The sequence below is a fragment of the Ignavibacteriota bacterium genome (assembly GCA_016212665.1).
Classification (GTDB): Bacteria; Bacteroidota; Ignavibacteria; order UBA10030; family SZUA-254; genus FW602-bin19.
In genome coordinates this window covers 87768-101227 of the sequence record JACREZ010000025.1, presented here as the reverse complement: position 1 = coordinate 101227, position 13460 = coordinate 87768, and the positions used below count along the sequence as shown (strand labels likewise).

The 13460-nt window shown below is 43.6% G+C and carries 16 protein-coding genes; 12 read left to right on the top strand and 4 right to left on the bottom strand.

What is annotated here, in order from left to right; genetic code table 11:
- Positions 1-31: 31 nt before the first annotated feature.
- The 4 genes from HY960_08680 to HY960_08665 all read right to left on the bottom strand — a co-directional run bounded on the left by HY960_08680 (position 32) and on the right by HY960_08665 (position 5878).
- The gene (locus HY960_08680; protein ID MBI5215814.1) at positions 32-976 is read right to left on the bottom strand and encodes a dihydroorotate dehydrogenase; all 945 of its coding nucleotides are present in this window, start codon (positions 974-976) and stop codon (positions 32-34) included.
- Complete coding sequence (locus tag HY960_08675) at positions 963-1742, bottom strand: dihydroorotate dehydrogenase electron transfer subunit (GenBank protein MBI5215813.1); 780 nt, start codon at positions 1740-1742, stop codon at positions 963-965. Before HY960_08675 ends, HY960_08680 begins: the two co-directional genes overlap by 14 nt.
- A gap of 9 nt (positions 1743-1751) precedes the next feature.
- Complete coding sequence (locus tag HY960_08670) at positions 1752-4316, bottom strand: tetratricopeptide repeat protein (GenBank protein MBI5215812.1); 2565 nt, start codon at positions 4314-4316, stop codon at positions 1752-1754.
- A 224-nt stretch (positions 4317-4540) separates the two neighbouring features.
- Positions 4541-5878, bottom strand: a complete 1338-nt coding sequence (locus HY960_08665) for a VWA domain-containing protein (GenBank protein MBI5215811.1) — start codon at positions 5876-5878, stop codon at positions 4541-4543.
- A gap of 314 nt (positions 5879-6192) precedes the next feature.
- Between HY960_08665 and HY960_08660 the strand changes: the two genes are divergently transcribed.
- The 12 genes from HY960_08660 (at position 6193) to HY960_08605 (ending at position 13426) form a co-directional block, all read left to right on the top strand.
- Positions 6193-8148, top strand: a complete 1956-nt coding sequence (locus HY960_08660) for a GGDEF domain-containing protein (GenBank protein MBI5215810.1) — start codon at positions 6193-6195, stop codon at positions 8146-8148.
- A 30-nt stretch (positions 8149-8178) separates the two neighbouring features.
- On the top strand, positions 8179-8373 hold the full coding sequence (locus HY960_08655) for a hypothetical protein (GenBank protein ID MBI5215809.1): 195 nt from the start codon (positions 8179-8181) through the stop codon (positions 8371-8373).
- A gap of 148 nt (positions 8374-8521) precedes the next feature.
- Positions 8522-8791 (top strand): hypothetical protein, encoded by a 270-nt coding sequence (locus HY960_08650; protein MBI5215808.1) that lies wholly within the window; start codon positions 8522-8524, stop codon positions 8789-8791.
- Entirely contained in the window at positions 8788-9177 is a 390-nt protein-coding gene (locus HY960_08645; protein MBI5215807.1) for a hypothetical protein, read from the top strand. The genes HY960_08650 and HY960_08645 overlap by 4 nt, the downstream gene beginning before the upstream one ends.
- A 23-nt stretch (positions 9178-9200) precedes the next feature.
- Entirely contained in the window at positions 9201-9473 is a 273-nt protein-coding gene (locus tag HY960_08640) for a EutN/CcmL family microcompartment protein (GenBank protein ID MBI5215806.1), read from the top strand.
- A 67-nt stretch (positions 9474-9540) separates the two neighbouring features.
- On the top strand, positions 9541-9822 hold the full coding sequence (locus HY960_08635) for a EutN/CcmL family microcompartment protein (protein ID MBI5215805.1): 282 nt from the start codon (positions 9541-9543) through the stop codon (positions 9820-9822).
- A 32-nt stretch (positions 9823-9854) separates the two neighbouring features.
- The gene (locus HY960_08630; protein MBI5215804.1) at positions 9855-10712 is read left to right on the top strand and encodes an RNA polymerase sigma factor RpoD/SigA; all 858 of its coding nucleotides are present in this window, start codon (positions 9855-9857) and stop codon (positions 10710-10712) included.
- Positions 10713-10717: 5 nt separating this feature from the next.
- Positions 10718-10957, top strand: a complete 240-nt coding sequence (locus HY960_08625) for a hypothetical protein (protein MBI5215803.1) — start codon at positions 10718-10720, stop codon at positions 10955-10957.
- Between the two features lie 121 nt (positions 10958-11078).
- The gene (locus HY960_08620; protein MBI5215802.1) at positions 11079-11264 is read left to right on the top strand and encodes a type II toxin-antitoxin system RelE/ParE family toxin; all 186 of its coding nucleotides are present in this window, start codon (positions 11079-11081) and stop codon (positions 11262-11264) included.
- A gap of 33 nt (positions 11265-11297) precedes the next feature.
- The gene (gene def / locus HY960_08615; protein MBI5215801.1) at positions 11298-11855 is read left to right on the top strand and encodes a peptide deformylase; all 558 of its coding nucleotides are present in this window, start codon (positions 11298-11300) and stop codon (positions 11853-11855) included.
- Positions 11856-11885: 30 nt separating this feature from the next.
- A complete protein-coding gene (locus tag HY960_08610; protein MBI5215800.1) occupies positions 11886-12812 on the top strand; it encodes a methionyl-tRNA formyltransferase in 927 nt (308 codons plus the stop codon).
- Positions 12809-13426 (top strand): rhodanese-like domain-containing protein, encoded by a 618-nt coding sequence (locus tag HY960_08605; protein ID MBI5215799.1) that lies wholly within the window; start codon positions 12809-12811, stop codon positions 13424-13426. The genes HY960_08610 and HY960_08605 overlap by 4 nt, the downstream gene beginning before the upstream one ends.
- Positions 13427-13460: the final 34 nt, after the last annotated feature.

The following is a 13460-nucleotide window of genomic DNA, read 5'->3' as shown; positions in this document are numbered from 1 at the left end:
AAATCCTGAATCATAAATCTTAAATCGTTTTTTATAGCCAACTGCTAAGAATAGAATTGTCCCGCTTCGCATCAAGCGCTCCAATCAATTCCGTTACACTGGCAATGTTTGATTTCTCACAGTACGATTTGATTCCATCTGCAATTTTCACTCCGGCTGTCGGGTCAATAAAGTTGGCGGTGCCGACCTGAATTGCCGTCGCGCCTGCGAGGAGAAATTCAATCGCATCTTCCCATGTCATGATGCCGCCGATGCCGATGACGGGAATGTTCACTGCTTGCGATGCTTCATATACTTTAGCAAGTGCGAGTGGTTTGATTGCCGGACCGGAAAGTCCGCCGGTGACGGTTGAAAGTTTCGGTTTCTTTGTTCGAATGTCAATCGCCATTCCGACGAATGTATTGACACAGGAAATTGCATCGGCGCCGGCAAGTTCGGCAGAGCGGGCGAAGTCAGCGATGTGTGTGACGTTTGGTGTGAGTTTAATGATGAGTGGCTTAGTGGTCAGCGGGCGGAGGCGGCGTGTAATTTCCGCAATCATGTCGCAGTTCGTCCCGAAGTTCAAACCGCCTTCTTTTACATTCGGGCAGGAGACGTTAATTTCGTAGCCGTCAATTCCGTTTTCATGTTCAAGGAGTGAAAGCACTTCACAATATTCATCAAGCGTGCTTGCTGCAATGTTCGCGATGATAACTGTATCCAATTCACGCAGGTAGGGAAGTTTCTGTTCGATGAACGCACGGACACCGATGTTTGCCAATCCAATCGAGTTCAACATTCCGCCCGATGTTTCAACGATACGATTCGGCGCGTTCCCGTCACGCGGCTTCAGCGAAAGCGATTTTGTGATGATGCCGCCGAGTTTGGAACCATCAACCAATTCTTTCACTTCATCGCCGTACCCGAACGTGCCGGAGGCGGTCAGGACAGGATTCTTCAGTTTGAGTGAGCCGATTGTTACTTCAGTGTTGGGCATTGGGAAATATTATTGTTTGAACATCAAACACCGGACCCTCTTTACAACAGAGCGAATATTTTTTTTCCTGCTGAACTCGTTCAACCGGACAACCCTGACAAATTCCTATTCCGCACGCCATTGTAGTTTCGAGTGAAACCTCACACGGGATGTTCCTTCGTTGAGCGAGTTCCCCGAGCGCGTTCAGCATGACATTCGGACCGCATGCAAATATTTTCGGCTTGCGTACCTGATGCACTTTCAAATAATTATCAAGCAAAGAAACAACGGTTCCCTTGAATCCGAGACTTGCGTCGTCAGTTGCTGTTTGAATATTTTCAAGAAAGGAGGGAACGATTTGTTCTTTTGTTCGTGCGCCGAGAAATGTTGCAATGTTTTTTTTGCCGCTCAGTTGCCGGGTGAGAAGCGGAAGCGGTGCGACACCAAGCCCGCCGCCGACGAGGAGTGCGGTTTCAAAATTATCATCAACACGGAAGCCATGACCTAACGGACCGAGAACATCAACTGATTCACCGAGTTGTTTGGCAACGAGCGACTGAGTCCCAAGTCCGAACACCTGAAAAATGATTTTTACAGTTTCCTCTTCAACGTGATACACACTGAACGGTCTGCGGAAGAGCGGTTGAAATGTTTCGTTGACTTTGATGTTGAGAAATTGTCCGGCGTTTGCGCTCGCGGCAATTTCTGGAGAACGGAAACCTATGACTATTATATTCGGACCAACGTGTTCAACCGAAGTAACAGGACAGATGGTGTGGAGCATCATGTAACAAAATTACCGATTGAGGTAACCGCCGCCATCATCATCTGTTCCGCCACCGTCATCACCACTATCATCTGATGGTTCTTCGTCAACTGGTTCGTCCTCCAATCCTTCGTCAAGCGGTTCTTCCTCTTCTTCAAGATTTCTATCTCTGCCCCGGTCACGAGGTGCGCCGTATCTTCCTTGCTGTCCTTGCTGTTCTTCCTGCTGACCTTGAGTTTGTTGGGTTCCGCGTTGTGGCTTTTGCGGTTTCGGAATTGCCTGAATTTCTTTTATCTGAACAAACTGATTGATGCTCTCAGGATTTTCCTTTACCGATACACGAGGTTTTGCATCGAGTGCGTAGTCGGATGAAGGAAACGATTCAATCAGTTTTTTATAAATGGATGCCGCGCTATCAAAATTCTTCAGGGAATTTTCATACAGCCACCCGATTGCATACATCGCTTTCATGCTGTACGGCGATTTTGGAAATTCCATTGTTATTGCTTCCAGTTGCTCAATTGTTTTCTTTGCCTGAGTTGAATCAACAAAAAGATTTATTGTGGCATATTTCACTTCTGCCGAGTCAATGTTCTTCACCGTATCTTCGACTTCGCCGAAGTATTTGCTGAGATGTTTCCCGTACTCGCTCTTTTTGAAATCCGAGTGAATGATTCTGTAGAGGGAATCTATCGAACATGTATCATCATCAGCACGATAAATTTCAGCAAGTGTGTAGAGCGAACGGGGGACAAATGGAGAAGTTGGAAACTCGGCAATAACTTTTTCAAACATAATTTGTGCTGAATCATACAGGTGCATATCCAACAGAAACAAAGTTGCTAACTCATAATAGTCTTTTGCTTGAAGCACATCGAGCGAATCAAACGTCAATCCGACACTGCTTTGCTGAGTTGCCGGCTGTGTAGTTCCCTTTTGTGTTTTCGATGTTTCACCAGTTTGTTTGGATTTATCTTTTCCTGTTTTCGGTGCGAGAGTTCCTCGCGAGAGTGGTTCATCGGTTTCCTCTTCTTCGTCATCTCTCCGCTCTGCCCGAATTTGGGCAAGTGTTTTAGCCAATCCTTGTGGTTCGCTCATTTGTGGCGTTTCCTGCACTTCTTCCTGAACCTGTTCGGTTTGTTCTTCAACGTTTTCTTCGGCAACTCCTTCTTCGTTGTGTTGGTTTACCTCTTCATTTTTTTCAGTTTCTGTAATGAGATTTTCTTCTTGTTTGATTTGCTCATCAACGATGGCTGAATCATTCGAAGCCGACTTTTCTATAATTCCTTTTGAAGTATCAAGCAACGACTTCAAAGAATCAGAAAGAACGAGCGAACTATCTTTTTTCAGTGAATCGGTAAGAGCAGATTTTGCCTGTAACTGCTTTTTCTTTTCGATTTCCTTCAAAGAATCTTCGTGGACAAGATAAAAATATAAACTATCGTTCCTCTTGATATTCGTTCGAATTGAGAAGTATTTTGATAAATATTCGGAACGCTTCTTGGCATTCGGGACAATTTCAGAAGTCTGATTTTCGGATTTTGCTTTGTCGAAATATTCCCGCGCTTTTTTGAAATCGCCATAGACTTCTTCCATCAGCAAACCCTGCCGGTAGTAACTACGCGCTGCCGCATCGCTACGTTTGTAGGTTGTATCAACGTACTGGTACATATCGAATGCTTTCGCCGAATCGCCGAGCATAGCATACGCGTTCGCGACTTCGTGGTCAACGAGCGCCTGTTCTTCCGGTTTGAGCGGTTCATCGTTCATATCCTGAAACTTGATAAGCGCTTCTTCTATCTGGTCGGCATGAGTCATCATAATTCCTGAGCGCAGCCGTGAGCGGAACGCTAACGTCAATTCGGGATTAAAATCCAACACACCTGCATATGCTTTTGCGGCAGGGGCATATTCGTTCATCCTATCGTAACACAAGGCAAGTTGATACTGTGCATATGCAAGTACTTCGTTGTTCCCGTTCAGGACGACTGCTTTTTCCAAGTGTTGCGCAACGGAGCGATAATCATGTTGTTTGAAATATATTTGCGCGGCGAGCATTTGTGATTCGATGGCGATATCTTCTTGACCGGCTTCGATTGCCTCAGGAAAAAGTTTTTCAATAATTGCCAACGCCTCGTCCGGCTTGCCGGAAAAAAATAGGGCTTTTGCATTCCATAGTTTTGCTTCCGGCAGTAAATCGCTTTCCGGGAAATTTTGAAATAGTTCGGCAAATTTTCGAATCGCCATTTCCGTTTCACCGAGATGGACTCCTGATTTCCCAATGAGTAAAATTGCGTCATCAACAAGATTACTTTCCGGATAGTACTGAATAAGTTTCGAACACTTTTCAATCACCTTATCGAATTTCGCATTGCCGCCGCCCGATTTGTTCGAAGGTGGCGCAAAGTAATTTGTATCGCGGTCTGTGCGAAGCGCTTTATTCAATTCCATTTCTGCGTCGTCAAATTGCTTCTTCGCGTTGTAGTATGTATTAAAATATGAAGTAGCGCTCTGATAAGTGGAGCATCCCGCAAGTGCGGCAAGCACTAACAGAATGAGACTGAAGCGTAAAACTTTGATTTTGGAGTATTTCAAGAATGTTCCTGTAATTTGTGAGAGGTTTAAAACCTCACATTAAACAGTGAAATGATACAGAAAAATTCCTCGTTTTCCAATAAAAGTTTTGTGTTGTTACTTCCACGATTGAAGGTTCCATGGTTAAAGCGGTGGTCTGTTTCATTGAAAATTTCGGTACAGAAGAAAGAAAAGTGCCACTCACATTGTCGTAAGTGGCACTTTAGGTAAGCAAGGTTACTTTTCTACTTTTTCTTCTGCGTTTGATAGTTTTGATACTGTATGGATTTCTTTCTTGCACGTTTATCTTTGGTTTCATCTTTTAATTCTTTGGAAAACGTCTCAAGTGATTCAAGTTGTTCTTCCAGCATTGGCGCAGCGGCTTGGTTGGAAATCGCGTCGGAAGATTGAATCAGAGAACGGGCTTCTTCTAACATCTGTGTAGCGCCTCCGTCATCGCCTGCATCCAAAGCAACCATTGCCTGTTCGACTTTCCTTGTTGAAAGCGCTACGTCAACTTTCCCTTGAACTTCGATGTTCTTACTTTTGTCTAACTCTGCAATATCATCGGTATAGTAAATCTCGACAGTGAATGTAGGAAATCTTCGTTTGTCAATCTTTCTTGATTCATATTTCAATGTTCCGGTTGCAACACGCTTCGTTCCGTTTCCTTCGGGAATGTTCAGTTCAACAGTCAGGTTTCGGTGCTCATTTCCATATAAATCTCCGAGGTGAATGATTCGAGTTTCGGAATCACGGTTCCAACTGCTTCCGATTACATCGCTCACCGTTACTCCGCGACCAAGTTCGAGTTCGATGAAGGCATTTTGCGCAACGATTGCAGAAAGTCCGCGTAACTCTCGCTCAAAGATTGAAGCAAGTTGGTTGGGGCTTTCGATGTAATAATAATTTCCACCGCCCGACTCAGCAAGACTGAGCATGAGGTTCTCATTGTAATCCAATCCAACACCCATCGTGCTGAGGGAAATAGATTTATTTCGGTAGCTGGAAGCAGTTCGATTTAATTCGCCTGGGTCCGTAATACCTTGGTTCGCAAGTCCATCGGAAAGCAGGATGACACGATTGACCAATTCTTTCGTGACGAACTTTTCTGCCACTTGGAAACCTTCAATCATACCGCCGCCTAAGTTGGTAGAGCCGCGTGGTTCAATTTCACTCACGAGGTTTTTCAGACGACGTTTGTCGCGAACCTGCTGAGGGGTAACAAGCACGTCAACCCGGTCATCATAAATAACCAACGAAAAATAATCTTCTCCGGTTAAGTTATCAATTAAATAGTTGAGAGCAGATTTTGCATAATCAATTTTTCGTGCATCTGCCATCGAACCGCTTCTATCAAGCACGACGGAGAGATTCATGGGTTTCCTTTTGTTTGATTCAACATCGGGGGTGTTGATAGAGATGTCGAGATAAGCAATTCCGCCGCGATGGGGAACGCAAGTTCGATTGAGATCGCCATAGAACTCAATCTTTGGTTTATACGTTTGTCTGATGATGTGTCCGAGTGATTGTCCCTGAATGAAAAGGACAAACAATAATGCGAAAAAAATATATCGTTTCATGATTAACTCCTGAAATTATGTAAATTGTTTATTGCTTGTACCAATAATTCCCGTTGTATGTTCCCGAATCTTTAGAATGTATTTTTCATGTAGGGAAGGGGAACGACAGGGAGTAAAATGACTAAAATCAACCCGAAAAAAATCTTTTCGATTTATTCTCTAAATGATTGATTTTTATGCAATAAATTCTTAGATTTAGACCAATTTTGAGCAAACCGTATCTCAATATAAATACCCTTCGGGTACAGGAAGCCCTCAAAAACTGGTGGAATCGAAAGAATTTCCATTTCAGCTTGCGTGAGGGCATTCTTTTTATGGTCAGTATTTCGTCGCTCGGATTAAGTATTGTTGTCGATGTATTTTGGATTCGCATTATCATGCTGTTTGTCGGCATGGGTTCGGCGATTGCATTGTACATGTTGTTACCGGTTTCCCGGCACGAAGAAAATGAAGATTCAGATTTACCGTCACAGAATTACTCACAACCTGAAAGTTCACACGTGAAGAAAATTGTTTTTGATGACCTTCACTCAGACTATGGAAAACATATCGAGACTGAGCATGAAGAACCTTTCGAAGAATCAGTAACAAGAGTTCAACCGATAAGTGAAGTGAAAAAAAATGAACCGCAAATCATTAACGACATGAATGAAGTACCAAAGGTGATTCCTGAAAAACCCGCTTTGGAAGGGTTTCCAACTATCAAGAAAGAATTAAAACCACCGCGTGAATTTCAGGTGAACGATTTTTTTGATGCGAACTCGGAATTGTTCCGTGATGAAGCAGAACCGCGTGCAGAATTTAATTATTTGTTGAATAAAGTTCTTGCGGCTATTAAGGAAACACTGTTTGCACACACCGTTGGTTTTTTCTGGTCGAATCAGGAAAAGTTACAGATGATTCTTGAAGCGAGAATTACGGACAGCAATTGTTTTATGAACACTCGCCGGTTCAGTCTCGGAAATGATTTGGTGAGCAAAGTAGCGTTTACCGGGAAACCGGAGTTGCTTACTTCCGTGAACCCTGCTTCGGAACTTGAGTTGTTCATGTATTATAATTCGGCATCCGGTGTGAAATCATTTGCGGGCGTTCCTGTGTTCTATACAAATACAACGACAGAACCGATGCCTGAATTTCCCGTCGCAGTTTTGACGGTTGACAGTATCGTTGAAGATGCGTTTGGCGAAGAGACCATCGAGCAACTTGGCAGATTTACCAAGTTGATTTCATCGCTTATTAAAAGTTATACAAGTAAGTACGAACTACTCGTTGAGTCGGAAGTACTTTCATCGTTGAAGAAAATGCAATCGCGGCTTCGTGGTGATTTTACTGTCTTCAGCGTTGTACAATCACTTGCTGAAGAAACCTCGAAATTGGTGAGTTGGGATTTCCTGACCGTTGTGTTGTTTGATGAAACAAAGAACGCATGGAACGCAAAAAAAATAATGAATCGTTCCTATGAACCGTATATCGGTCCGGAACAGGTGATTGAGTTTCCGAACAGTATTGCCGGACATACAATCAAAAATAATCAATTCACGATTGTTGAGAATTTGGAAAAATCGCCGTTGCCGAGATTTTACAAAGAAGAGAAAGTGACAACACAAGGTTCATTTCTTTCGATTCCGATTAGTTCGATGAATAAGTGTTACGGTTCCTTGAACATCGAAAGCCGTGAACCGGCAAATTATTCCCGTCAGGATGTAACGACGCTGACACGACTCACGGAGAGTGCGGCTACAACGCTTGAGATTCTCTATTTGAATGACATAATCAAAGAGCATGTTATCATTGATGAAGTGACGGGAATGTACTCAAAGAAATTCTTCATGCAGAGAATCAATGAAGAGTTACAGCGTGCGGAAGATACGGACGTGGAGTTAGCAATGCTCATGATGTCCGTTGACCACGCGCAGGAAATTTCCCAACGTCACGGCGTTGAGGGATTTGAACGGGTGATAACGGTTCTCTCAAAAGCGCTTCGTTCAAGTATTCGGCCGTATGATGTAGTCGGAAGATTGGATGATAACAAGTTCGGAATTCTGCTCATCAGTACATCGGCAAGTGATGCGCAAATATGGGCTGAAAAAATAAGAATGAACATTGCAAGTTTAACGATTCCGCTTGAAGACAAGAGTTTTTCTGTGACGCTCAGTATCGGCGTATGCGGTGTAGTTCAAGGTATGAAGCGTGAAGAATTATTCGCAAGCACCGTTACGGTACTTCACCGGGCAACGGAAACGGGCGGAAACGCAGTTAGAATTTATTAATACATTAATCATTAAGGAAAAGAAAATACTATGGCAAAACAACAAACCTTTGCAGATAAAGCGGCTAAAGCCGCGGCACAGCCTGGCAAAAAATGTCAGAAGTGTGGAGCAATCAAACATCCTGTTCTCTATGTGAGTTCGGAACCATCGAAACACGGCAGTATCCGTTTCAGTCACAAGCGGATTCAGGTCTGTCAGTGTAACGAAAAAGAAGTATACGCGTAGCAACAACGTTTGCCCGTACATACCGAGTGGCAACATCGGGGTTTTCAAAAACCCCGTTTGTTGTTCTTCATGGTCGAGTTTGATTCGGAAACTAACAGTATTGTAATCCGTATTTATGGTTGCCTATCCCGTTACTGAATTTGAAACTGTGATTGAAAAAGATGGCGTTGTACGATTGCCATCTGAGTTGCAGGGACAGTTCAACACAGGTTCGCATGTTACGGTTCGATTGACATCCGGCGGACTTTCTTCATCACTGAAGAAACTCGGTGTTACAGAAGAAGAGATCGAACGTATAGCACGGCTTCAAATGGAAGAACGGGCAGATGTCGTTCGATTTCTGAAGACGGAAGGAAGTTTGAAACGCAACCGGGAATTTATTCGACGCGCAAGTGAATTGCTTGGGGAACGAACGTGAAAGTACAGAAGGTTGTTCTTCACACGGATATTATTCTTGAGCATGTAATTTCAAACGGAAACGAAACTTCTGTCATGCGGCAAGCAATGCAAAAATATTTCTGTTACACAACAGTATTCAATGCAATCGAGATTTTCTCTCTCGCAAAAACAGCAGTCGAACGAACGGCGGTTGAAGATGCAATGTCCGCTCTGAAGATTTTAGGATTGAATGCGAAAAGCGCTCCGAACTATGCGCCTTTGCTCCAAGGAAAAAAAATGAAACGAATGAACGCGTTAGTTGCCGGATTGTGTTTAGAAAGCAAACTCCCGATTTTCACCCGTCAACTTTCTGAGTTTCGGAAGGTACGAGGGTTAATTGTGCTTACACCAAGCGACATTTTATAAACAATCAACAAAAACAGGAAAATATGTTTTTAGGAAAAGTAGTTGGAACAGTCTGGGCGACAAGAAAGGATGAAGAACTTGTCGGCATGAAATTTCAGGTGGTGAAGCATATTGGGCTTGACTATAAACTGAAAGATACATTCGTTATCGCTGTGGATACAGTGCAAGCCGGCGTTGGCGATGTAGTGTTGGTGTGTAGCGGAAGTTCCGCACGTCAAACCGTTCAAACAAAAAACAAACCTGTTGATGCGGTCATCATGGCGGTGGTTGATACGTTGGATGTAACTGATAAGTGATTGGTTCGAGGTTTCCGGTTAGAAATACTAATCGCAAACCGGAAACCACAAACCATCAACCATAAGAATGTTTTTCGGAAAAGTCATAGGAACCGTATGGGCGACCCGAAAGGACGAAAGTCTTGTCGGGACGAAGTTACAACTTGTTCAGCCGCTCAACGCGAAACGTGAACACGCAGGCGATCCTATTATCGCGGTGGATACCGTGGGAGCGGGACAAGGCGAAACAGTTTTTTATATCACTTCACGCGAAGCAACGATTCCGCTTCGTGTAGAAATGGCTCCGGTAGATGCAAGCATTGTAGGAATCGTTGACAAAATAGATTTAGATACACGACGAACGGAATAGTTACAGAAAAGTTATCACAACATAAAAGAAGAATGGCAAAACTTACAAAACAGATTACGAACAGGGAGAGTCAGTCTCTCGACAAATATCTCCAGGAAATCGGGAGAGTGGAATTACTTACTCCCGACGAAGAAATTGAATTAGCGAAGCGCATCAAAAAAGGAGACCAAAAGGCGCTTGAAAAATTAACGAAAGCAAATCTCCGGTTCGTTGTCAGTGTGGCAAAGCAATACCAAAATCAGGGGTTGTCGCTCGGCGATTTAATCAACGAAGGAAATTTGGGACTTATCAAAGCGGCGAAGCGTTTCGATGAGACGCGCGGATTTAAGTTTATTTCCTATGCGGTGTGGTGGATTCGTCAATCCATTTTACAGGCGTTGGCGGAACAATCGCGTATCGTTCGTCTGCCATTGAACCGGGTCGGCGCGCTCAATAAAATCGGGAAAGCATTCAGTTCGCTTGAACAGGAGTTCGAACGCGAACCGAGCGCAAGCGAACTCGCGGAAGAACTCGATATGTCGCTCTACGAAGTTTCCGACACGCTGAAAATTTCCGGTCGTCATCTTTCGATGGATGCACCGTTTGCTCAGGGTGAAGATAATCGCCTTCTTGATGTTATTCAGGATGAGCGGACGCCGATGCCCGACACGACCTTAATCAAAGATTCGTTGAGCAAGGAAGTTGAACGTGCGCTGAACACGCTCACCGAACGTGAAGCGGAAGTCATTCGTTTGTACTTCGGACTAGGGCGCGAACATTCACTCACGCTGGAAGAAATCGGTGAGAAATTCAAACTCACCCGCGAGCGCGTTCGTCAAATCAAAGAAAAAGCGATTCGGCGATTGCGTCATGCGACGAGAAGTAAACATCTCAGGGCGTATTTGGGATAATTGATATGAATATTCAGGCAAGGAAACTTCATCTTATTGATTGGCTTGTGCAGGTTCAGGATAATTCAGTACTTGAAAAAATTGAGAAACTGAAGAACAAAGCAAAAATAAAAGCGTACGAAAGTAAACTCAAACCGATGAGTAGTGAAGAATTCCTTGCAGATATTCACTTTGCTGAAGTTGATCTTCAACAAAGAAGGCTCATGAGCCATGAAGAATTTGTCGAAGAATCGAGTCACTGGTAAATTTCATGCGCATCAGATGGTCACGTGTTGCGCGAGCAAGAGTTAAAAGTATATTTGATAATACAAATTAAAAGTCTCCTCACAAGTTGCTCATTCAATTAGAAGAAAAATTCAACAAGCAGTGCAACCATTATCCGATTTTCCTTTGATGGGACAGGAAGAGCCATTACTTCGACAGAGAAAGGGAAACTATCGTTATCTGGTTGAAGGAAATTACAAAATCATTTATCGGGTAGTTCGACAAACGGTTATTATTGTGACAGTTTTTGATACAAGGCGTAACCCTGAAAGTCTGCAAGTACAATAATTATTTTTGATTCAATTTAGGAAATAAACTCTTTTGGCAATTCTCCCAATCTATCTCTACGGCTCCGAAGTCTTAAAGAAAAAAGCAAAGCCGGTAACAAAAATTACTGACAAGCATATTTCTCAAATCATGAATATGTTTGAGACGATGCATCACGCGCAGGGGATTGGATTGGCGGCAAATCAGGTCGGAAGTCTGGAGCGGATTATTGTTATTGATGTTTCGGAAGTGGAGGGATACGAAGACATAAAACCGCTTGCGTTGATTAATCCTGAAATTGTTGCCCGTGACGGAAGCGCGACGATGGAAGAAGGATGCCTGAGTATTCCCGATGTTCGCGATGAAGTGGAACGAGCGGAGGGAATCATTGTCCGTTTTAGAGATACAGATTTTCAACAGCAGGAAATGGAAGCACACGATTTGATTGCCCGCGTTATCATGCACGAGGTTGACCACATCAACGGTGTTTTGTTTCTTGACCATCTCACTGCAACGAAAAGAAAATTGCATAAAGAGCAGTTGGATAAAATCAAGCAGGGAGAAGTTGAAACATCATACCCTGTTATTTCAACTGCAACCGTTCCGGCGTAGTAAAACATCAAAGCAATAAGAGACTGAACGATGCGAATAGTTTTCATGGGAACAGCGGAGTTTGGAATTCCGAGTCTCAAACTTCTTGTTGAACAATCGTACCCGATCGTCGGAGTTGTAACGAATGTTGACAAACCTGCGGGACGGGGACAAAAAGTTTCAATTTCGCCCGTCAAAGAATTTGCGCTTCAACACAATCTCCCGCTTTTCCAACCTGCTTCATTAAAAGATTCATCATTCATAGAACAACTTCGAGCGTTGGAGGCGGACATTTTCGTTGTTGTTGCCTTCAGGATTTTGCCCCCCGAAGTTTTTCGATTGCCGAAATACGGAGCGTTCAATCTTCACACTTCCTTGTTGCCGAAGTATCGGGGTGCTGCGCCGATTCAATGGGCAATTATTAACGGAGAAAAAGAGACCGGAGTTACGACATTTTTTCTTGACGATAAAGTGGACACAGGAAATATTATTCTCCAAGCGCGGTTACCGATTCGGGAGAATGAAACAGCGGGAGAACTCCATGACCGGCTTTCAGAAATCGGAGCGGAGATTGTTCTTCACACCGTCCGGTTGATTGAAAAAGGAAATCCCCCGCGTCATCCGCAGGATAATTCACACGCAACTCCCGCGCCGAAATTATTCAAAGAACATTGCATTGTAGATTGGACAAAACCCGCACAAGAAGTTCACAACAGGATTCGGGGGCTCTCACCGATTCCATGTGCGTTCACACTCCATCATGGAAAAATGTTAAAATTATTTCGAAGCAGAATGGTTGATGATGTTCGGGCGGGTTTACCTTCGGAAGTTCTAGTTGCCGATAAACGCCTTGTTCTTTCATGCGGGAGCGGCGCTGTGGAGATTCTTGAACTTCAACAGGAAGGGAAACGGAAAATGTCGGCAGAGGAATTTTTACGCGGCTACAAAATATCAGTCGGGGAGCGGTTAGCAGAATGAGCGATTCACAAATGAAATTGCTGAAAGAAATCGGCGGTATAGTGTTGCTTGCTGTTGCGCTTGCTTTCATTTACAATTATTTTTCTCCCAAAGGTATCTCTCTTATTAGGAAAGAACTGCCAAAAGATACTACTTCATTGACTGAATTATTTTCGACATCAATTCAAGAAGTTGATTCTTCAATAACGGATTCGGTTCACTTCCAACAAGCCGAGCCGGAACAGCCCAAATCAGAACAAGCAGTTGAGAAGAAACCCGTTCAACCAAAACCGAAAGAATCATGGAAAGGAATTAAAATAATTTCTGTTGAGAAGTTTGCTCAGTTGGTGCGCGACCGTCAAACGTTGATTCTTGATGCCCGCGAACCTGACGAATTCAAAAAAGGGCGCGTTCCCGGTTCAATCAATATTCCATATCTGCAAGTTGATAATTACTTTGAACAACTTGCAATGTTCCCGCGCGATACAACCGTAGCAATCTATTGTAACAACCTTATGTGTCCGCTCGGTCGCGGGCTTGCAGAATTTATGGAACAATTGGAATTCAAACGACTACTCTTGTTTGAAGAAGGTTGGGACAGATGGGAACGCGATGAGATGCAGATTGAAAGATAAAAGATTTGAGTTGTGGATGACCGCGTGTTTCCCA